This window comes from Streptomyces sp. NPDC059957 (assembly GCF_042730015.1).
Taxonomy (GTDB): Bacteria; Actinomycetota; Actinomycetes; order Streptomycetales; family Streptomycetaceae; genus Streptomyces.
Genome location: NZ_JBHWMB010000053.1, coordinates 1 through 18,902, shown reverse-complemented (window position 1 = coordinate 18,902; position 18,902 = coordinate 1). Strand labels below are relative to the sequence as shown.

19 protein-coding genes are annotated in these 18,902 nt (G+C 72.6%); 3 read left to right on the top strand and 16 right to left on the bottom strand.

The annotated features are described in order from the left end of the window. Positions 1–33: 33 nt before the first annotated feature. The 4 genes from ACFWBW_RS29315 to ACFWBW_RS29300 all read right to left on the bottom strand — a co-directional run bounded on the left by ACFWBW_RS29315 (position 34) and on the right by ACFWBW_RS29300 (position 3,239). On the bottom strand, positions 34–723 hold the full coding sequence (locus tag ACFWBW_RS29315; protein WP_385378553.1) for a lysophospholipid acyltransferase family protein: 690 nt from the start codon (positions 721–723) through the stop codon (positions 34–36). Beyond that, complete coding sequence (gene cmk, locus ACFWBW_RS29310) at positions 678–1,385, bottom strand: (d)CMP kinase (RefSeq protein WP_385378550.1); 708 nt, start codon at positions 1,383–1,385, stop codon at positions 678–680. Before cmk ends, ACFWBW_RS29315 begins: the two co-directional genes overlap by 46 nt. Positions 1,386–1,537: 152 nt before the next feature. Then, positions 1,538–2,626 carry a prephenate dehydrogenase gene (locus ACFWBW_RS29305; protein WP_385378547.1) on the bottom strand — a complete coding sequence of 363 codons (1,089 nt, stop codon included), beginning with the start codon at positions 2,624–2,626 and terminating at the stop codon, positions 1,538–1,540. 169 nt (positions 2,627–2,795) lie between these two features. Next, positions 2,796–3,239 carry a YidB family protein gene (locus ACFWBW_RS29300; RefSeq protein WP_385378544.1) on the bottom strand — a complete coding sequence of 148 codons (444 nt, stop codon included), beginning with the start codon at positions 3,237–3,239 and terminating at the stop codon, positions 2,796–2,798. 136 nt (positions 3,240–3,375) lie between these two features. Between ACFWBW_RS29300 and ACFWBW_RS29295 the strand changes: the two genes are divergently transcribed. The 3 genes from ACFWBW_RS29295 to ACFWBW_RS29285 all read left to right on the top strand — a co-directional run bounded on the left by ACFWBW_RS29295 (position 3,376) and on the right by ACFWBW_RS29285 (position 5,017). Next, positions 3,376–3,717: a DUF952 domain-containing protein gene (locus tag ACFWBW_RS29295; RefSeq protein WP_385378541.1), complete on the top strand. Its 342-nt coding sequence runs from the start codon at positions 3,376–3,378 to the stop codon at positions 3,715–3,717. Positions 3,718–3,799: 82 nt separating this feature from the next. Continuing rightward, positions 3,800–4,270 carry a Rieske (2Fe-2S) protein gene (locus ACFWBW_RS29290; protein ID WP_385378538.1) on the top strand — a complete coding sequence of 157 codons (471 nt, stop codon included), beginning with the start codon at positions 3,800–3,802 and terminating at the stop codon, positions 4,268–4,270. A 27-nt stretch (positions 4,271–4,297) separates the two neighbouring features. Next, positions 4,298–5,017, top strand: a complete 720-nt coding sequence (locus tag ACFWBW_RS29285; protein WP_385378535.1) for a DNA polymerase beta superfamily protein — start codon at positions 4,298–4,300, stop codon at positions 5,015–5,017. On the opposite strand, the gene ACFWBW_RS29280 is transcribed toward ACFWBW_RS29285, so the two are convergent. From ACFWBW_RS29280 to ACFWBW_RS29225, 12 genes are all read right to left on the bottom strand, one after another. Then, positions 5,014–5,766, bottom strand: a complete 753-nt coding sequence (locus tag ACFWBW_RS29280; protein WP_385378634.1) for a DNA polymerase beta superfamily protein — start codon at positions 5,764–5,766, stop codon at positions 5,014–5,016. The two genes, ACFWBW_RS29285 and ACFWBW_RS29280, sit on opposite strands and share 4 nt — an antisense overlap. A gap of 12 nt (positions 5,767–5,778) precedes the next feature. Then, the gene (locus ACFWBW_RS29275; RefSeq protein WP_385378532.1) at positions 5,779–6,816 is read right to left on the bottom strand and encodes an ADP-ribosylglycohydrolase family protein; all 1,038 of its coding nucleotides are present in this window, start codon (positions 6,814–6,816) and stop codon (positions 5,779–5,781) included. Then, on the bottom strand, positions 6,813–7,607 hold the full coding sequence (locus ACFWBW_RS29270; protein ID WP_385378530.1) for an NUDIX domain-containing protein: 795 nt from the start codon (positions 7,605–7,607) through the stop codon (positions 6,813–6,815). The genes ACFWBW_RS29275 and ACFWBW_RS29270 overlap by 4 nt, the downstream gene beginning before the upstream one ends. Then, positions 7,604–8,722, bottom strand: a complete 1,119-nt coding sequence (locus ACFWBW_RS29265; protein ID WP_385378527.1) for an AAA family ATPase — start codon at positions 8,720–8,722, stop codon at positions 7,604–7,606. Before ACFWBW_RS29265 ends, ACFWBW_RS29270 begins: the two co-directional genes overlap by 4 nt. Continuing rightward, positions 8,719–9,318 (bottom strand): nicotinamide riboside transporter PnuC, encoded by a 600-nt coding sequence (gene pnuC / locus ACFWBW_RS29260; protein WP_385378524.1) that lies wholly within the window; start codon positions 9,316–9,318, stop codon positions 8,719–8,721. The genes ACFWBW_RS29265 and pnuC overlap by 4 nt, the downstream gene beginning before the upstream one ends. 136 nt (positions 9,319–9,454) lie before the next feature. After that, positions 9,455–11,056: a pseudouridine synthase gene (locus ACFWBW_RS29255; RefSeq protein ID WP_385378521.1), complete on the bottom strand. Its 1,602-nt coding sequence runs from the start codon at positions 11,054–11,056 to the stop codon at positions 9,455–9,457. Beyond that, on the bottom strand, positions 11,056–11,688 hold the full coding sequence (scpB, locus tag ACFWBW_RS29250) for an SMC-Scp complex subunit ScpB (RefSeq protein WP_385378518.1): 633 nt from the start codon (positions 11,686–11,688) through the stop codon (positions 11,056–11,058). The genes ACFWBW_RS29255 and scpB overlap by 1 nt, the downstream gene beginning before the upstream one ends. After that, complete coding sequence (locus ACFWBW_RS29245; protein WP_385378515.1) at positions 11,685–12,755, bottom strand: segregation/condensation protein A; 1,071 nt, start codon at positions 12,753–12,755, stop codon at positions 11,685–11,687. Before ACFWBW_RS29245 ends, scpB begins: the two co-directional genes overlap by 4 nt. Before the next feature lie 454 nt (positions 12,756–13,209). Continuing rightward, positions 13,210–13,701, bottom strand: coding sequence for a hypothetical protein (locus ACFWBW_RS29240; protein WP_385378512.1), 492 nt, complete (start codon positions 13,699–13,701; stop codon positions 13,210–13,212). Next, complete coding sequence (locus tag ACFWBW_RS29235) at positions 13,686–14,723, bottom strand: ParA family protein (RefSeq protein ID WP_385378510.1); 1,038 nt, start codon at positions 14,721–14,723, stop codon at positions 13,686–13,688. The genes ACFWBW_RS29240 and ACFWBW_RS29235 overlap by 16 nt, the downstream gene beginning before the upstream one ends. 449 nt (positions 14,724–15,172) lie before the next feature. Next, a complete protein-coding gene (gene ald, locus ACFWBW_RS29230; protein ID WP_266876781.1) occupies positions 15,173–16,288 on the bottom strand; it encodes an alanine dehydrogenase in 1,116 nt (371 codons plus the stop codon). Positions 16,289–16,440: 152 nt separating this feature from the next. Continuing rightward, positions 16,441–18,441, bottom strand: coding sequence for an AAA family ATPase (locus tag ACFWBW_RS29225; RefSeq protein WP_385378505.1), 2,001 nt, complete (start codon positions 18,439–18,441; stop codon positions 16,441–16,443). Between the last annotated feature and the right edge of the window lie 461 nt (positions 18,442–18,902).

Sequence of the window (18,902 nt, the reverse complement as noted above, 5' to 3'; positions counted from 1 at the left end):
GCAGCGCGGTTCCACTACTAGGTCAAGTCTCGCTCAGCGCCCGGTGAGGCGCTTGGCGTCGGCCAGGTGGGCGGTCAGCCGGTCCTGGATGCGTACGGTGGCCTGGTCCAGCGCGGTCCGGGTACGGCGGCCACTGCCGTCCCCGGCGTCGAAGGCATCGCCGAAGACGATGTCGACCCTGCTCTTCAGCGGCGGCAGGGCCTTGACGACCCTGCTGTGCCGCTCGGTGCTCGCGAAGACGGCGACCGGCACGATGGGTGCGCCGGCACGGACCGCGAAGTACGCGAGGCCCGCGCGCAGCGAGGCGAAGTCGCCTTCGCCCCGGGTGCCCTCGGGGAAGATCCCCAGGGCCCCGCCGTTCTCCAGTACGCCCAGCGCACGGCTGACGGCGGTCCGGTCGGTGCCGGAGCGGTCCACCTTGACCTGCCCGATCCCTTCGAGGAAGGGGCCGAGCGGACCGACGTACGCCTCCTTCTTGATCAGGAAGTGCAGCGGCCGGGGCGCGGTGCCCATGAGCATGGGTCCGTCGATGATGTGCGAGTGGTTCACGGCCAGGATGACGGGGCCGGTGGCGGGGACCTTCCAGGCCCCCAGCACGCGCGGCTTCCAGAGGCCGTACATGAGCCCGATGCCGATCCTCCGGCCGACCGCCGCACCCTTGAGGGAGGGCGTATCGCTCACGAGCGGCCCGCCCGCTTCTCTTCCACCAGGGTGACCACGCACTCGATGACCCGGTCGAGCGTGAGCTCGGTGGTGTCCACCTCGACCGCGTCGCCGGCCTTGGCCAGCGGGGAGGTCTTGCGGCCGGAGTCGGCGGCGTCGCGCTTGATCAGCGCCTCCTTGGTGGCCGCGAGATCCGTGGCCTCCTTGCCCCGCAGCTCACCGCTGCGGCGGGCCGCGCGGGCCTCGGCGGAGGCCGTGAGGAAGATCTTCAGGTCGGCGTCGGGCAGCACGGTGGTGCCGATGTCGCGGCCCTCCACGACGATGCCTTCGGCCTCGTCGGCCGCCTCGGCGGCGATGGAGCGCTGGAGCTCGGTGATCAGGGTGCGCACCTCGGGGACCGCGCTCACGGCGCTGACCTTGGAGGTGACCTCCTGGGTCCGGATCGGGCCGGAGGCGTCCTGGCCGTCGACGGTGATGGTGGGGGCGGACGGATCGGTGCCGGACACGATGACGGGCTTGCCCGCCGCGAGGGCGATCGCCTGCGGGTCCTCGATGTCGATGCCGTTGGTGATCATCCACCAGGTGATGGCCCGGTACTGGGCACCGGTGTCCAGGTAGCGCAGCCCGAGCTTGGCGGCCACGGCCTTGGAAGTGCTGGACTTGCCCGTGCCGGAGGGACCGTCGATGGCGACGATCACGGCGGTCGGAGCTGCGGTTTCCACGGTGCGGGCACCTTCCTGGTTGCGCGTACGTGTCCGGGCGCGCCAATAGCGCCCCTCCTCCAGGTTACCGGGCTTTTCGCCGCCGCCCGCCGGGGCGTCGGCGGGCGGGCCCGGGGCGGCCCCGGAGGGGGCGCGGGGCGTGCCCGGAGGCCTTACGGCTGGCGCAGCGCCCAGCCGCGTTCGCGCAGCTCGGCCTGGAGGCCGGCCACGGCCCGGGGTTCGACCATCAGCTGGACCAGGCCCGCCTGCTGGCCCGTCGCGTGCTCGATCCGCACGTCCTCGATGTTGACCCCGGCCCGGCCCGCGTCGGCGAAGATCCGGGCGAGCTCGCCCGGCTGGTCGGAGATGAGGACGGCCACCGTCTCGTAGACCGTCGGCGCGGCCCCGTGCTTGCCCGGGACCCGGACCCGGCCCGCGTTGCCGCGGCGCAGTACGTCCTCGATGCCGGCCGCCCCGTCCCGGCGCTTGGCCTCGTCGGCCGACTGCAGACCCCGCAGGGCTTCCACGGTCTCCTCCAGGTCGGCGGCGATCCCGGAGAGCACGTCCGCCACGGGTCCCGGGTTGGCGGAGAGGATCTCCACCCACATCCGGGGGTCGGAGGCGGCGATCCGGGTCACGTCGCGGATGCCCTGTCCGCACAGCCGCACCGCGGTCTCGTCGGCCTCCTCCAGCCGGGCCGCGACCATGCTGGAGACGAGCTGCGGGGTGTGGGAGACCAGCGCGACGGCCCGGTCGTGCGCGTCGGCGTCCATGACCACCGGGACGGCCCGGCACAGGGCCACCAGCTCCAGCGCCAGGTTCAGCACCTCGTGGTCGGTCTCCCGGGTCGGCGTGAGCACCCAGGGACGGCCCTCGAAGAGGTCGGCGGAGGCCGCGAGCGGTCCGGACTGCTCCTTGCCCGCCATCGGGTGGGTGCCGATGTACGCCCTGGTGTCCACGCCGAGCGCGTCCAGCTCCCGGCGCGGTCCGCCCTTGACGCTGGCCACGTCCACGTAGGCGCGGGCCAGGTCACGTCCTATGGCGTCGGCGAGGGCGGCGGCCACGTGGGCGGGCGGTACGGCGATGACCGCCAGGTCGGCCTTGCCCTGGTAGGGCTCCTCGGTGCCGGCGCCCAGTGCGGCGGCCGTACGGGCCTGCCCCTGGTCGCGGTCGGACAGGTGGACGGCGATGCCGCGGGCGGCCAGGGCGAGCGCCGCGGAGGTGCCGATCAGTCCGGTTCCGATGACGACGGCGGTTCTCACGGGGTGCGCTCCAGGGGTACAGGGGGTGTGACGGCGGTGCGGCGCCTGACTCAGGGTAACCAGCGGGAACGGCGCGAGGACCCGGCGTCCCGTCCGCTGGGACGGACGCCGGGCCCTCGGGAACGGCCCCCGGGGTGAACCGGGGCCGCTCGGAGTCGCTCGCGGTCGCTCAGAGGCCCTGCTGCTTGATGATGTCCTCCAGCGAGCCGCTCGGGACCGACCCGCCGGGGGTCAGCTTGTCCACGGCCTGCGGGAGCGCCTGCGCGATCTGGTCGGCGGCGGCCTCCGGGGTGACGCCCGCCTGCTCGGCGACCTTGGCCAGGGTCTCGTCCGGCAGGGCCTTGGCGATCTCCGGGCCGCTGACCGGCTGGTTCTCGCCGGTGCCGACCCAGGACTGGGCCTGGTCGGTCAGACCCGACTTGGTCAGCATGTCCAGCAGCCCGCCGAGCGGGTTGTTGCCCGCGCCTCCGGCCGCCTGGGCGCCGCCTGCGCCGCCGCCGCCCATCAGTGCGCCGAGGAGGGAGCCGAGGATGTTGCCGCCACCGCCGCCCTGTCCGCCGCTGCCGCCGCCGAGAAGGCCGCCGAGAAGGGAGCCGAGGTCGTTGCCCGCCATGGTGATGCCTTTCGAAGAGGGACCGGGCACGCGGAAATCTGCGGACCCGGCTTCGAGATACGGACAATGTCACCCAACTCGGGCGCATCTGCCACTTGGCGCAGAGCCGCGCGCCGACTGCGGTAGAACGATCGGCATGATCTTCCACCTCGTACCGCTCGCCGACTGGACCGCCGATCCCGCGCGCCCGTACGCGCCGCCCTCCCTCGACTCCGAGGGTTTCGTGCACTGTTCGGCGGACCCGGAGACGGCGCTGGCGATCGCCGCCTCGCACTACGGCGGCGTACCGGGAATCCTGCTCGCCGTGGAGCTCGACGAGCGCGCCCTCACTTCCGAGGTCCGCCGGGAGGGTGAACCGGGCATCCGCTACCCGCACGTCCACGGACCGCTGAACCGGGACGCCGTGGTGCGCGTGTGGGAGGTGGTACGCGCCCCCGGCGCGCCGGCGGAACTCGTTCCCCGGCCTCCGGAGGGCTGAGTCCAGGCGTGGCGGGGTGTTGCCGAGGCCCGTCACGCGCCAGGATGCTTTCGCCACCCCGGCGATCACCCGAGGAGAAGACATGAGCGACCCCACCCGCGCCGCCCGGCGCACCGTACTGGCGGCCGGCGCGAGCGTCCTGGCAGGCGGCGTGCTGACCGCGTGCGGCGGATCCGACGAGACGAAGCCGTCGTCCGAGGGCGGCAGCGCGCCCACGGCGGCGGACTCCGCGTCCGCCTCGTCCTCCACTCCGCCCGGCAACACCAAGGCCCTGCTCAAGTCCTCGGAGGTGCCGGTAGGCGGCGGCACGGTCCTCAAGGACGAGAAGCTGGTCGTCACCCAGCCGACGGCGGGCGACTTCCGCTGCTTCACCGCGGTGTGCACGCACTCGGGCTGCCTGGTGAACAAGGTGGAGGCCGGCACCATCGACTGCCCGTGCCACGGCAGCAAGTTCAAGGACACGGACGGCGCGGTGGCCAAGGGCCCGGCCACCAAGCCGCTGGCGGAGAAGAAGATCACCGTCTCCCCGGCGGGCGAAATCTCGCTCGCCTAGCCCGAGGCCCCGCACTAGCCTCGCGGAATGAACGAGGCCCACCGGATCACACCCACGCCCGAGCCGCTCGGAACCACCCTGGTCAGGGACCACACGGTCTACTCGTGCGTGATCGGTTCAAGGGCGTTCGGCCTGGCGACGGAGGCGAGCGACACCGACCGGCGCGGTGTCTACCTCGCCCCGACGCCGCTGTTCTGGCGCTTCGAGAAGCCGCCGACGCACGTGGACGGACCCCGGGACGAGGAGTTCTCCTGGGAGCTGGAGCGCTTCTGCGAACTCGCGCTGCGCGCCAACCCGAACATCCTGGAGGTCCTCCACTCCCCCCTGGTGGAGGACCTCACCCCGGTCGGAGAGGAACTCCTCTCGCTCCGCGAGGCGTTCCTCTCCCGCCGGGCCCACACCACCTTCAGCCGGTACGCCGTCTCCCAGCGCGGCAAACTCCTCGGCGACCTCCGCAACCACGGCGCCCCGCGCTGGAAGCACGCCATGCACCTGCTGCGCCTGCTCCTGTCCTGCCGCGACCTGCTGCGCACGGGCCGCCTGGTGATCGACGCCACCCCCTACCGCGACCGCCTCCTCGCGGTCCGCCGCGGCGAGCTCACCTGGGAGGAGGTCGACGCCTGGATGACCCTCCTGACCGAGGAGACCGAAGCCGCCCTCCCGAAGACCCCCCTCCCCGAAACCCCGGACCTCCCCCGGGTGGAGGACTTCCTCCTCCGCACCCGCCGCACATCGGCAACGACCTAACCCACCCGCCGCCGTACGACGAACTCGTCGAGCGCATCGAAGGCGGTCGAGCGCTCCGGCAGCGACGAATTCTCCCGGGCCGCCTCCAGAACCCCGTGCAGGACCCCGAAGTCCCGCTCCACTCGCCGGGCGCCGACCCCCACGGCCGCTCCGTGCTCGGCCTCGGCCTTGGCCTCGATCAATCCGGCCAGATAACCCGGCGCCTCCGGCACCTCGTCCAGCAGGGTGGGCAGGTGCGCCTGCACCCGCGCCGAGCGCATCAGGTGGATGCCCGTGAGCAGCGCCCGGAACGTGTAGAGCAGCGGCTTGAGCTCGGCCGTCTTCCCGAAGAGCCGCCACTGTGTGTTCGCGAACCCCCGGTAGTGGTGGGCGTGGTGCGAGGTCAGGACAGCGGAGGCCAGGGAGACCAGCTCCTCGTGGGCCGGCGTCGTGTGCACCACCAGGGGTGACAGCAGCTGCTCCAGGACGTAGCCGTTGCGGTTCAGCATCAGCCGGACGAACTTGCGCAGGTCGTGCGTGACCAGGTCCATCTCGGTGCCGTCCCGGAACCACATGAGGCTGCGCGTCTCCTGCGGGTCGCGGAGCGAGAGCAGCTCCGCCGCCGGCAGCAGGTGCGCGCCGCGCAAGTCGACGTCGGAGTCCTTGGAGGGGAATCCGTACAGGTGGGCGCCCGAGACCGTCGCGAAGAGCAGTGGGTCCGGCTGCTCCGCGACGACGGCGGCCAGGTCGGTGTCCAGGGCGTTCATCACGTCGAGCACCGCTCACGCGTCCCAGAGGGCGCCGAAGGACAGGAGTTCGGCGCGGTATTCGATGCGGGCCTCCCAGTCGTGGGGCCAGGCGTCCGCGCCGAGGTGGGCGCCCGCGAAGGCGCCGGCCAGGCAGGCGATGGAGTCGGAGTCGCCCGCCGTGCAGGCCGCGCGGCGCAGGGCCAGGAGGGGTTCCGCGGGGAAGAGCAGGAAGCACTGGAGGGCGGTGGCCAGGGCCTCCTCGGCGATCCAGCCCTCGCCGGTCGTGAGGCAGGGGTCGGTCTCGGGGGACGGGGTGCGCAGGGCCGCCGCGAGGCGGTCCAGGACGTCCAGGCACTCGTCCCAGCCGCGCGCCATGAAGGACTCGGTCGAGGCGTCGGAGGCCGTCCGCGTCCAGAGGTCGCCGAGCCAGCGCTCGTGGTAGCGGGTGCGGTTCTCCAGGGCGTACGAGCGCAGTTGCCCGACCAGGCCGGTCACCTCCGTGCCCTGCGCCAGCAGGAACACCGCTCGCGCCGTCAGGTCGGAGGCGGCCAGTGCCGTGGGGTGGCCGTGGGTCAGGGCCGACTGGAGCTGGGCCGCGCCGGCCCGCTCCTCCTCCGTCCAGCCGGGCACCAGACCGACCGGAGCCACCCGCATGTTCGCCCCGCAGCCCTTGGAGCCGAGCTGGCTGGCGTCGCGCCAGTCCCGCTCGGGGTGGTTGAGGAGGCTGCAGGCCTTCAGGCAGGTGCGGCCCGGGGCCCGGTTGTTCTCCGGGGAGTGGTACCAGTCGACGAACTCCTCCCGGACCGGGCGGGCGAGCCGCAGCGGGCCCACCCGGCCCCGCTCCCCGGCGGTCCGCATGCCCCGGGCGAGGGCCAGCGTCATCTGGGTGTCGTCCGTGACGATCGCCGGCCGGGGCAGGTCCATCTGCCGCCACGGGCCGGTCTTCGCGAGGATCCCCGGCACGTCGTTGAACTCCGTCGGGAAGCCGAGGGCGTCCCCCAGGGCCAGTCCGATCAGGGATCCCGTGGCGGCCCGCTTCGTGTTCGTCGGTTTCGTCGGCGCAGTCGTCATCGCGTGTGTCCTTCCGAGGGGCGCAGCAGGGGCGGGTGCAGGGTGTTCGCGGGGCCGGGCCGGTAGAGCGCGGCCGGTTTGCCCCGGCCGCCGGTGAGCCGGGCCGCTCCGGGCACGGCCTCGACGAAGCCGGGCGTGGCCAGGACCTTGCGCCGGAAGTTGGGGCGGTCCAGGGCGGTGTCCCAGACGGTCTCGTAGACGGCCTGGAGCTCGCCGAGGGTGAACTCGGGCGGGCAGAAGGCGGTGGCCAGGCAGCTGTACTCCAGCTTCGAGCCGACGCGGGACCGGGCGTCCGCGAGGATCTCCTCGTGGTCGAAGGCCAGTCCGAAGGCCGGCCCACAGGCCTCCCCCACCGGCACCCAGCGGGCCCGGTCCGCGTCTCCGCCGCCCCCGGCCACCGGCTCCGGCAGATCGGGGACGAGCGCGGTGAAGGCCACGGAGACCACCCGCATGCGGGGGTCGCGGTCCGGTTCGCTGTAGGTGCGCAGCTGGTCCAGGTGGAGGGCGTCGACCACTTGCGCCGACAGGCCGGTCTCCTCGGCCAGTTCGCGCCGGGCGGCCGTCTCCGCCGACTCCCGCGGCAGCAGGAAGCCGCCGGGCAGCGCCCAGGCCCCCGCGTACGGTTCCTGCCCGCGCCGGATCAGCAGCACGTGCAGGGTCCCGCCGCGCACGGTGAAGACGGCGAGGTCGACGGTCACCGCGAAGGGTGCGAAGGCGTGCGGGTCGTACGCGTGCCCGGGTCCGTGCCCGGGTCCGGGTGCCGGTCCAGGTCCAGGTCCGGTGTCACTCATCGGCTCCGCTCCCCCGCCTGCCCGGCCACCCGCTCCGCCACCCGCTCCGGCAGGGGATCCGCGAACTGCCGGCCCTCCGCGAGGAGTCCGTCGACGGCGGCCACCGCCGCCGCCAGCCGCGCCCGGCGGTCCCCGCGGACCACCAGGTAGCGCTTCCCGGTCCGTTCCAGCTCCTCGAGGAACCGCCCGGTCATCCACGGCCGGAGCTCCGCTCCGTCGCGCAGCCCGTCGTCCTCGAAGGGCACGTCCGCGTGGTCGGTGAGCAGGTACAGGTCCCGCCGCGTCCCGGCGGCGATCCGCTCGACCTCCGCGCTGCGCCCGCCCATGTACCGCTCGTGCCAGATCCCGGTGGCGAAGGAGTCCGTATCGCAGAAGAGCACCGGAGATCCCAGCCGGGCCGCCCGCTCCTCCTCCGCGTCCTGCCGCCGCGCGATCACCGGGAACTCCGGCGAGGTGAAGCTCACGTCGGACCAGGTCGCCGCCGGGTCCGCGGCGCGCGCGGCCGCCAGCCGCTCCTCGCTGTAGCGCCGGCCGTATTCGGCGACCCAGCCCGTCTTCGCCCACACCCCGCCGCGCCCCCGCCAGTGCTCGGCCAGGGCCCGCGACAGCGTGGTCGTGCCGGTGGACTCGGCGCCGAGTACGACGATCCGCCGGGTCAGCGCCGCCCGTACGGCGGGCCCGAGGAACTCCCAGTTCCCGACGGGGTCGGCCCGTACGGCCGTTCCGGACACCGGGAAGAGGGTGCGGCCTGGGTCCACGCAGACCTCCTCGGCGCCGAACCGCCGCGCGAGCTCGGTCCCGTAGGCCTCGGACGTGAAGACCGCGTCGACCGGGCGGCGCACCGCGCCCCGGAAGATCGCCATGTGCGCCTCCCAGACGGCCGGGTCGTGGAGGTCGACCGGGATGTCGTCGACCGCGCCGACGACCTCGGCACCCGGGTGCGCCTCACGCATCCAGGCGACCCGGTCGGCGAGCGGTACGGACTCCACCGAGGCCGCGCAGACCAGTACGGTCAGCCGCTCGCACTGGTCCTGCGCCGTGCGCACCAGGTGGTGGTGGCCGGCGTGCGGCGGATAGAACTTGCCGAGGACCAGGCCGTGTCCGTGGCGCTTCATGCCGCCGCCACCAGCGCGTCGCGGGCCGGGAGCGCCCGGCGCCAGCCGAGCAGTCCTGCCACGCACAGGGCGAGGAAGCCGACGTAGAGCAGGGAGGTCAGGTAGAGCCCCTTGTGGGCGTACAGCGGGATGTACACGAGGTCGGCGGCGATCCACAGCCACCAGGACTCGACGAGCTTGCGGCACTGGCCGTACGTGGCCATGAGCGAGAGCCCGGTCGTCAGCGCATCCCAGAACGGGACGGTGGAGTCGGTGGCCCGGCTCAGCAGGAGGGTCAGGCCGAGCACCGCCACCGCCCCCGCCGCGGCCAGTACGGTCCATTCGGCGGCCGTGGTGCGGCGCACCTGCAGGGCCGTGGTGGTGCCAGGTCCACCCCCGTGGGTCCAGGACCACCAGCCGTACGCGGCGAGGGCGATGAAGACGATCTGCAGCCCGGCATCGGCGTAGAGGCCGGCCTGGGCGAAGAGCACGATGAAGAAGACGTTGTTGGCGATGCCGATCGGCCAGTTGGCGATGTGCTGCCGGGCGACCAGCCAGACGCACACGGCCCCCGTGACGAACCCGAGGATCTCGGTCCAGTTCGTCTGCCATCCCATGACGCCCCCCCCGATCTCTTTATAGTCAGGTTGACTATAAACAGGATCCGGGGCCCCGCACAACCAAAAAACCCGCGGCGCCCGAAGGCACCGCGGGTTCTGGAGGCCCGTGTGGGGCCGTGCTTCTGGCCGGGCCCTAGAGACCGACCTCGCGCATGAGCATGCCGACCTCGGTGTTGGTCAGGCGGCGCAGCCAGCCGGACTTCTGGTCGCCGAGCTCGATCGGGCCGAAGGAGGTCCGCACGAGCTTCTCGACCGGGAAGCCGGCCTCGGCCAGCATGCGGCGGACGATGTGCTTGCGACCCTCGTGGAGGGTCACCTCGACCAGGTAGTTCTTGCCGAGCTGGTCGACGACGCGGAAGTGGTCGGCGCGGGCGTAGCCGTCCTCCAGCTCGATGCCGTCCTTGAGGCGCTTGCCGATGTCGCGGGGCAGCGGGCCGGTGATGGCGGCGACGTAGGTCTTCTTCACGCCGTACTTCGGGTGCGTGAGGCGGTGGGCCAGCTCACCGTGGTTGGTGAGCAGGATGATGCCCTCGGTCTCGGTGTCGAGCCGGCCGACGTGGAAGAGACGCGTCTCACGGTTGGTGACGTAGTCACCGAGGCACTGGCGGCCGTCCGGGTCCTCCATGGTGGAGACGACGCCGGCCGGCTTGTTCAGTGCGAAGAACAGGTACGACTGGGTGGCGACGGTCAGGCCGTCCACCTTGATCTCGTCCGAGGGCTTCACGCGCTTGCCCTGCTCGAGGACGATCTCGCCGTTGACCTCGACGCGCGCCTGCTCGATGAGCTCCTCGCACGCACGGCGCGAGCCCATTCCGGCACGGGCGAGCACCTTCTGCAGACGCTCACCCTCCTCCTCGGCGCCCGGGAAGGTCTTCGGGGTCTTGATCACGGGCTTGTCGGCGTACCGGTCGCGCACGCGCTCCTCGATCCGCGCCTCCAGCTCGCGCGGCTTGGACTGGCCGCTGCGGGAGCCGGGGCCGATGCGCGGGCCGCCGGCGCCGCCGATGCCCGGGGTACGGGAGACCTTCGGGCCGCCCTTGGCTCCACCGCGGGCCGCAGCACCGCGTGCACCGCCACCGCGGTTGGCGTCGGCCGCGCCGCGGGCACCGCCGCCGCCGGCCTTGGCACCGCCACGGCCGTTGCGCTCACCCTCGGGGCCCACGTCGTAGCGACGCTCCTCGGGGCGGGGGTTGCGGATGCGGGGGGCCTCCTCGCGGTCACGGTCGGAGCCGCCGCCCTGGTAGCCGCCGGAGGAGCCGCCACCCTGGTAACCGCCGCCCTGGTAGCCACCACCGGAGGAGCCACCGCGGGAGCCACCGCCCTGGTAGCCACCGCCCGAGCTGCCGCCACGGGAGCCGCCACCCTGGTAGCCACCGCCCGAGGAGCCTCCACGGGAGCCGCCACCCTGGTAACCGCCACCGGAGCTGCCGCCGCGGGAGCCGCCACCCTGGTAACCGCCACCCGAGGAGCCGCCGCGGGAGCCACCGCCCGAGCTGCCGCCGCCCTGGTAGCCGCCGCCGGAGGAGCCGCCGCGGGAGCCGCCACCCTGGTAGCCACCGCCCGAGCTGCCTCCGCGGGAGCCGCCGCCCGAGCCGCTGCCGCCGCCGGAGCCGCCACCGCGGTAGCCACCGCCGCCGCCGCTGGAGGAGCCGCCGCGGGGGGAGCTACCGCGCCCGCCACCACCGCCGCCGCTGTTCCTGTTGCCGCCACCGTTGCCGTTGCCGCTGCTTCGCATCAAAGTTCCGTCGTCTTGTCGTCTTCATCGGTATCCGGAGAGTCCGGATCGAACGACGGAACACCCTCTTGCGTCTCGGCTTCGATCGCGTCCGCCTCGGGGAGGAAGGGCGCGAGCTCCGGGAGCTCGTCCAGGCCACGCAGGCCCATCCGCTCCAGAAAGTAGTTCGTCGTCCTGTACAGGATCGCACCTGTTTCGGGTTCCGTCCCCGCCTCCTCCACCAGACCCCGCTGGAGGAGGGTGCGCATGACCCCGTCGCAGTTGACTCCGCGGACCGCCGAGACCCGCGACCGGCTGACCGGCTGGCGGTACGCGACGACGGCCATCGTCTCCAGCGCCGCCTGGGTGAGGCGGGCCTGCTGGCCGTCCAGGACGAAGGCCTCCACGGCCGGCGCGTAGTCCGCCCGGCTGTAGAACCGCCAGCCCCCGGCGACGAGCCGCAATTCGAATCCGCGGCCCTGGACCTCGTACTCGTCCACCAGCTCGCGCAGCGCCCGCGCGACCTCGCGCGGGGTCCGCTCCAGCACCTTGGCCAGGTGCGCCTCGGTCGCCGGCTCGTCCACGACCATGAGGACGGCCTCCAGGGCGGGCTTGAGCGCCAGCCCGGCCACGGGGGTCGTCACGTCGTTCATTCCTTGACCTCCACGATCTGGTCGAACTCGTCCGTCACCGTCGGCATGCCGTCCCCGTCCCCGCCGCTCCAGCGCACCGTGAGCATCTGCAGGGCCTCCTCCTGGTCCAGGACCACCGCTTTCTCCCGGTAGAGCTCCAGGAGGGCCAGGAAGCGCGCCACGACGGTCAGGGTGTCGGCGGCGTCCTCGGTGAGCTCCTGGAAGGTGGCCTCGCCGCGCGCCTTGAGCAGCGCCACGACCAGCCCGGCCTGCTCCCGGACGCTCACGAGCGGCGCGTGGATGTGGTCCACGTACACCTGGGGCTTCGCCCGGGGCTGCATGGCCTTGACCGCGAGCCTCGCCAGCCCCTCGCCGCCGATGCTGATGACCACCTCGGGGAGCAGCTCGGCGAGGTGGGGCTCCAGCCCCACGGTGCGCGGGTAGCGCTTGCCCTCGGCCTCGGCCCGGTCCTGGAAGATCTCGGCGATCCGCTTGTACGCCCGGTACTGCAGCAGCCGTGCGAACAGCAGGTCCCGGGCCTCCAGCAGCGCCAGGTCCGCCTCGTCCTCGACCTCGGCGACGGGCAGCAGCCTTGCCGCCTTCAGGTCGAGCAGGGTCGCGGCGACGACGAGGAACTCGGTCGTCTGGTCGAGGTCCCAGTCGGGCCCCATCGCACGGATGTACGCCATGAACTCGTTGGTGACCTCCGACAGCGCGACCTCGGTGACGTCGAGCTTGTGCCGGGAGATCAACTGCAGCAGGAGGTCGAAGGGCCCCTCGAAGTTCCCGAGGTGCACCGTGAACCGCCCCTCCCCGACCGGGTCCGCCCCAGCCGAGGGCACGGGAAGCACCGCAGGGGGCTCTACGGGACCCGGTACGGACTCCTCGGCCCCCTCCGGCCCCTCAGGGCCACCGGGGGCCTCCAGGGCCTGTACGGCCTGCACAGCCGCGACAGGGGGCTCGGCGGGCTCCTCCCGAGTTCGGGAAGGACCGGGAGCGGGGAGCCCCTCCTCCTCCGGCACGGAGGCACCGGGCCCGCGGCCCAGCGAGCGGCGGGTCGGGAGGCCGGGTTCGGCGGGAGGGGGCATCGCGGTCCAGGGTGGTACGGAAGGAAAGCTGATCGGGCCGGAGCCCAGCACCCAAGGCTCCCACGCGCCACGCCACGAAGGCAGCGGGGACCCGGGCAAATCCTCCGGGGCGCAGCCCCAGGACCTTCCAGCCGTCCGGCGTGCGAGGACCGGGGTCCGGGGCCGCAGCCCAGGTCCATCCAGCCCGTCCGGCGTTCGAGGACCGGGATGCCGATCGGAGCCCGGGGATCTTCCAGCCCGTCCGGCGTTTGAGGACCGGGTCCGGGCAGAGCCCGGCTGGGGGTCCCCCCGGACGGAGTCTGGGGGATGGGCGAAGGGCGGGTAGGGGACAGGCCCCCGCGCCGTCGGCGCGCCGACGGCCTCCGCCCCGCCCTCGGGGGCCCCGCACCGCAGAGCGGGCGACGCACCGGAGGGGGACCGACGGGACCAGCCCGCCCGAGCCCCTCGCAGGGGCTCAGCGACCCCGCAGCCGCCGCACCAGGATGCTCGCGTCGCCGCGGGACTCCAGGTCCGCCAGGACCACCGCGACGGCCTCCCGCACGATCCGACCCCGGTCGACGGCCAGACCGTGCTCCCCGCGCAGCACCAGCCGCGCGTGTTCCAGGTCCATGAGCTCCTCGGCGGAGACGTAGACCGTGATCTTCTCGTCGTGCCGTTCGCGCCCGCTGGGCCGCCGGTTCGCACCCCGGCCCTGCCCCTTGCCCCGACCGGGGGTGGGGGCGGGGACGGCGTTACCGGAACCTTCCTGCGGTCGCCGCTGCGGACCGACGCCCGGCTCCGTGCCGGCCTCAGCCTCCCGGCTGCGGCCCTCTCCCGCCGTGCCCTCCGCGGCCGAGGCCGCGTGCTCCACGCCCCGCGTCGAGTTCGGCGAGGAGGACGTCAGCGCCATCCCCCCGGTCGTACGGAACAGTTCGTCGGCTCCGGGCAGACTCACTCGGCGGGACACCGGGCGAGCACCTCCCTGGCCAGCTGGCGATAGGCGGCGGCACCGACGGAGTTGGAGGCGTACGTGGTGATCGGCTCGCCGGCGACCGTGGTCTCCGGGAACCGCACCGTACGACCGATGACCGTGTGGTAGACGTGGTCGTCGAAGGCCTCGACGACGCGCGCCAGCACCTCACGGCTGTGCACCGTACGGGAGTCGTACATCGTGGCGAGGATGCCGTCGAGCTCCAGCTCCGGGTTGAGCCGCTCCTGCACCTTCTCGATGGTCTCGGTCAGCAGCGCCACACCGCGCAGCGCGAAGAACTCGCACTCCAGCGGCACGATGACCTTGTGAGCCGCCGTCAGGGCGTTCACGGTCAGCAGACCGAGCGAGGGCTGACAGTCGATCACGATGTAGTCGTAGTCGGGCAGCAGGGGCTTCAGGGCCCGCTGCAGCGTCGACTCGCGCGCGACCTCGCTGACCAACTGCACTTCGGCGGCCGACAGGTCGATGTTGCTCGGCAGCAGGTCCATGTTGGGGACCGCCGTCTTCAGCAGCACCTCGTCGGCCGACATGCCCCGCTCCATGAGCAGGTTGTAGACCGTCAGGTCGAGTTCCATCGGGTTGACCCCGAGGCCGACCGACAGCGCGCCCTGCGGGTCGAAGTCGACGAGCAGCACCCGTCGTCCGTACTCCGCGAGCGCGGCACCCAGGTTGATGGTCGACGTGGTCTTGCCCACGCCGCCCTTCTGGTTGCACATCGCGATGATGGTCGCCGGACCGTGATCGGTCAGCGGACCCGGGATCGGGAAGTACGGCAGCGGCCGTCCGGTCGGGCCGATCCGCTCGCGGCGCTGGCGTGCAGCGTCGGGGGCGAGAGTGGCCGCGTACTCGGGGTCGGGCTCGTACTCCGCGTCCGGGTCGTAGAAATGCCCCTCGGGCACCTGTTCGTAGTCGGCGAGACCCACGGGCTTGTCGCCGCTCAGGTCGCCGGCCCTGGAGTTCACGTCTAGGCCGTCCATGCTCTTTTGGGGCGTCGTCATGTGCTGGTGGTTTGCGAAGGTGCGGACCGCTACGGATCCCACGGCTTCGATTCCGGCAGGACCCTGGCCCCGCGCAGGCCCTCCTGCTCGACCACCTCCAGGAGCAAATGTCGACTCATTCACAAGTCGTCTTACCTCCTCGGACGTGACCAGGACACTTATCGATAGGTCAGCGTGGCACCATGCCGACGGTTGGCGACTCTATGGCGTGTCACCACTCAGCGGCAACACAATCCGCCGGACCCACCGCGATGTGTCGGCAACCGAACACCACTCTGTCAAGGGCGTACGAGCTGTCGCCGGGAAGTTTCGCGGGTGTGCGAAAGGGTTAAAGGGTTACGTTCGAGGCGAGTTGAGCGGCCTCGACGGGGACCCCGGGAACGCCTCCGGCCGGACCTCGCGAGCAAGGTCCGGCCGGATACGTGAGATTGACGTCAGTCGTTGACGACTCAGCCGAGCAGCGTGCTCAGCTCGAGGGTCTCGAGACCGTGGGCCTCGGCGACCTCACGGTAAACGACCTGGCCATCATGGGTGTTGAGGCCCAGCGCGAGCGCCGGGTCACGACGCAGCGCCTCGACCCAGCCGAGGTTCGCGAGCTGCACGATGTAGGGCAGCGTGGCGTTGGTCAGCGCGTACGTGGAGGTGTTCGGCACCGCGCCCGGCATGTTGGCGACGCAGTAGAAGACCGAGTTGTGGACCTGGAAGGTCGGCTCGGCGTGAGTGGTCGCGCGGGAGTCCTCGAAGCAGCCGCCCTGGTCGATCGCAATGTCGACAAGGACACTTCCGGGCTTCATCTTGGCGACGAGCTCGTTGGTGACCAGCTTCGGGGCCTTCGCACCCGGGATCAGCACCGCGCCGATGACGAGGTCGGCCTCGATGACGGCCTTCTCGAGCTCGAAGGCGTTGGAGACGATCGTCTTGATCTTCGTACCGAAGATCTTGTCGGCCTCGCGGAGCTTGTTGATGTCGCGGTCCAGCAGGGTCACGTGGAAGCCCATGCCGACGGCGATCTGCACGGCGTTCCAGCCGGAGACGCCGCCGCCGATGACCACGCACTCGCCGGCGTGGGTGCCGGGGACGCCGCCGGGGAGCACGCCGCGGCCGCCGACCGAGCGCATCAGGTGGTAGGCGCCGACCTGCGGGGCCAGACGGCCCGCGACCTCGGACATCGGGGCGAGCAGCGGGAGGGCGCGGTTCGCCGTCTCGACCGTCTCGTACGCGATGGCGGTGGTGCCGGACTCGAGCAGGGCGTCCGTGCACTCGCGGGAGGCCGCGAGGTGCAGGTAGGTGAAGAGGGTCTGGTCCTTGCGGAGGCGGTGGTACTCCTCCGCGATGGGCTCCTTGACCTTCAGGAGCAGGTCGGCGGTCGCCCAGACCTCGTCGGCGGTGCCGAGGATCTCGGCGCCGGCGGAGACGTACTCCGCGTCCGTGATCGAGGAGCCCACACCGGCGTTCTGCTCGACGAAGACCTGGTGGCCGTTGCGGACCAGCTCATGCACGCCGGCAGGCGTGATGGCGACCCGGAACTCGTTGTTCTTGACCTCGCGGGGGATGCCGACCTTCATCGTGGCTCACGGTCCTTGGCTCAGGGGATGTTTCGGGCTACTTCAATACAAACCCGTCCACAAGAACGCGCAACGGGATGCACCAGAGGATGACCTGGTGAAGCCAGTCTAATGAAGGATGAGCGGCTGTCTAGCCTTGCAAAGTAATAATCTCAGTCGGAAACGCTGCGGATTTCGCAGGCTGCGGGGTCATCTCCCAGCAATCTGTCGGCCGCGGACCTGTGCAGCCTGGCCGCCGCGGGATCCCCGAGCCGGTCCAGCGTGTCGGCCAGCCGCACCTGGAGCGCGGCCTGAAGCCGCAGGTCCCCGGCCTTGCGCGCGAGCTCCACCGCCTCGCGGCAGGTGTGCAGCGACTCCTCGGGCCGCCCCGCGTACTCCTGGATCCGCGCCATCTCGCTCAACGCCTTTGCCTGCCCCGGGACATCGGCCAGCTTCCGGTAGCCGGCCGAGGCCGCCCGCCAGCTCCGCAGCGCGTCCCCGTACCGGCCCGCGTACGTGTGCACGTTCCCCAGCCGTCCGTACAGCCGCGCCTCGTCCGCGCGCTCCCCCCGGGCGAGGGCGTGGGACAGGGCCCGGCCGAACCAGTCGGAGGCCCGGTGCCAGTCGCCCAGCTCCTGGTGCGCGCCACCTACGGATTCCATCGCGCGGCCCGACGCGTACGGGTCCTTCGCCGCCTTTCCCGCGTCCAGCGCGGCCCGGTACCGGTCCAGTGCCTCCCGCGTCCGGCCGGTCTCGGCGTCCAGATCGGCCAGGTTCAGCAGCGCGGCGGCCTGTTCCCGGTGCAGATCGCGCCGCTCGGCCACGTCCAGCACCAGCCGGTGCAGCCCGTACAGCTCGGGCGCGGCCCCGGCGGTGCCGCGGTGCTCGGACAGGGCCCGCGCCAGCGCCGCCACGAACCTGCGCGCCAGGGTGTCCAGCTCCCCGTCGGCCACGGCCAGCGAGGCGGCCGCCAGCAGCGCGGGCAGCCGGGTGTCCAGCCAGGTCTGGGCCGCCCGCCGGTCGGCGAAGCGCAGCGCGCGCGGCACCCCGTCGAGCTTCTCCGGCGCCCCGACCACGCCGCCGGGTCCGTCGTATCCCTCGGATCCGTCCGCGTCCGGCTCCGCCATGGCCCGGCAGGAGAGCAGCAGCCGTACGGTGCGCTCCAGCATCCGGGCCCGCGCGAGCCGGACCTCGGCGGGCCGCTCCTTGGCCTCCAGCAGCGCCTGGAGCAGCGGCGCGAGGCAGCCGGGCAGCAGGTACAGCCCGTCTTGGGCGGGCCTGAGCAGGCCCAGCGCGGCGAAGTCCTCCAGCGTCGACTGCGCGGCGGCCACGGAGCAGCCGGCGAGGGCGGAGGCCACGTGGGAGTCGACGAGACCCGCGGGGGCAAGCGGAAGCAGCCGCAGGGTCCGCTGGGCGGGCTGCGGGAGGGATTCGTAGACGAGCCTGAAGGCCTTGGCCAGCGGGCCGCCGACACCGGCGGGCATATCGTGCAGCTGCTTGCCCACGTCCGCCACGGAGGCCTTGGGGCGCGCGGCGAGCCAGCCGCCGGCCAGGGCGAGCGCGGCGGGCTGACCGCCGCACTCCTCGGCGAGGGCTTCGGCCGCGCGCGGGTCGTTGGCGACGCGGATGTCGCCGATGCGCTGGACGAGCATGCGGACGGCCGAGGGGGTGTCCAGGCCGCCGAGGGTGCAGGGGCGGACATCCGGAATCCCGGTCAGGGGGCCCTCGGCGGTGACGACGACCAGGCACTCGGGGGTGTCCGGCAGCAGGGCGTCGACCTGGTGCGGATCAGAGGCGTCGTCGACGAGGAGGACCATGCGGCGGCCGGCCAGGGCCGTGCGCAGGGCCGAGCTGAGATCGTCCTCGGCGGCGCCGGGCGGGGTGGGCTGCCCGAGCCCCTCCAGGAGGGTGCGGACGGCACGCTCCGTGGCGACCGTCTCCCCCGTGGGGGCGGTGAGGCGGACCTTCAGCACCCCGTCGGGATAGTCCTCGGCGATCTCCCGGACCAGCGCTTCGGCGAGAGCGGTCCGGCCGGAGCCCGGTCGCCCCGCGACGAGCAACACGCGGGCCCGCGGGGACTTGGCCTTGCGGCCGGAGAGGGTGTCGAGCCCGGTTCGCGCGATGTCCTCGCGGAGCTCCTTGAGCTCACGCCGCCGCCCGACGAAATCCGTCACGGATCCGCTCCTCTCGCTGCCTTCGGATTGCGAGCGTAGTTCACACAGAGCGACGGACCGGGTGGAGCGCGGCGGACAAATCGCCCGATCGGATCAGCGGATGGGCACATTTTCTCCTTCTTCACGCGCCGCTCGCACGGCTCGGCCCTGGCGGGCCTTACCGGCTTCGCCGCGCTGCGCCGGACTCCGTCCGGCGGTGCCCCGTCGGCGCACCCGCCACCGCCGTCCCGGCGCGGGTCCCGGTGGGCGGGTGCGGCTGAGCCGGCCAAAGTCCCCACAGCGACCTTTGCCGCTGCGCGGGGCAGAAGTCCCCGACCCGCCCTTCCACCGTTCCCAGGGCCGCCCCTGACCCGGTCCTCAAACGCCGGACGGGCTGAAGAACAGGACCCCGGGCTGCGCCCGGACCCCTGGGGCTCCGCCCCAGACCCCGGTCCTCAAACGCCGGACGGCTGGAATGGCGC

Excerpts from the sequence above, each read along its gene's own strand:
- ACFWBW_RS29300 (WP_385378544.1), bottom strand. The coding sequence starts at position 3,239 with ATGGCGGGCAACGACCTCGGCTCCCTTCTCGGCGGCCTTCTCGGCGGC.
- ACFWBW_RS29295 (WP_385378541.1), top strand. The coding sequence starts at position 3,376 with ATGATCTTCCACCTCGTACCGCTCGCCGACTGGACCGCCGATCCCGCG.
- ACFWBW_RS29290 (WP_385378538.1), top strand. The coding sequence starts at position 3,800 with ATGAGCGACCCCACCCGCGCCGCCCGGCGCACCGTACTGGCGGCCGGC.
- ACFWBW_RS29285 (WP_385378535.1), top strand. The coding sequence starts at position 4,298 with ATGAACGAGGCCCACCGGATCACACCCACGCCCGAGCCGCTCGGAACC.
- ACFWBW_RS29275 (WP_385378532.1), bottom strand. The coding sequence starts at position 6,816 with ATGACGACTGCGCCGACGAAACCGACGAACACGAAGCGGGCCGCCACG.
- ACFWBW_RS29270 (WP_385378530.1), bottom strand. The coding sequence starts at position 7,607 with ATGAGTGACACCGGACCTGGACCTGGACCGGCACCCGGACCCGGGCAC.
- ACFWBW_RS29265 (WP_385378527.1), bottom strand. The coding sequence starts at position 8,722 with ATGAAGCGCCACGGACACGGCCTGGTCCTCGGCAAGTTCTATCCGCCG.
- pnuC (WP_385378524.1), bottom strand. The coding sequence starts at position 9,318 with ATGGGATGGCAGACGAACTGGACCGAGATCCTCGGGTTCGTCACGGGG.
- ACFWBW_RS29255 (WP_385378521.1), bottom strand. The coding sequence starts at position 11,056 with ATGCGAAGCAGCGGCAACGGCAACGGTGGCGGCAACAGGAACAGCGGC.
- scpB (WP_385378518.1), bottom strand. The coding sequence starts at position 11,688 with ATGAACGACGTGACGACCCCCGTGGCCGGGCTGGCGCTCAAGCCCGCC.
- ACFWBW_RS29245 (WP_385378515.1), bottom strand. The coding sequence starts at position 12,755 with ATGCCCCCTCCCGCCGAACCCGGCCTCCCGACCCGCCGCTCGCTGGGC.
- ACFWBW_RS29235 (WP_385378510.1), bottom strand. The coding sequence starts at position 14,723 with ATGACGACGCCCCAAAAGAGCATGGACGGCCTAGACGTGAACTCCAGG.
- ald (WP_266876781.1), bottom strand. The coding sequence starts at position 16,288 with ATGAAGGTCGGCATCCCCCGCGAGGTCAAGAACAACGAGTTCCGGGTC.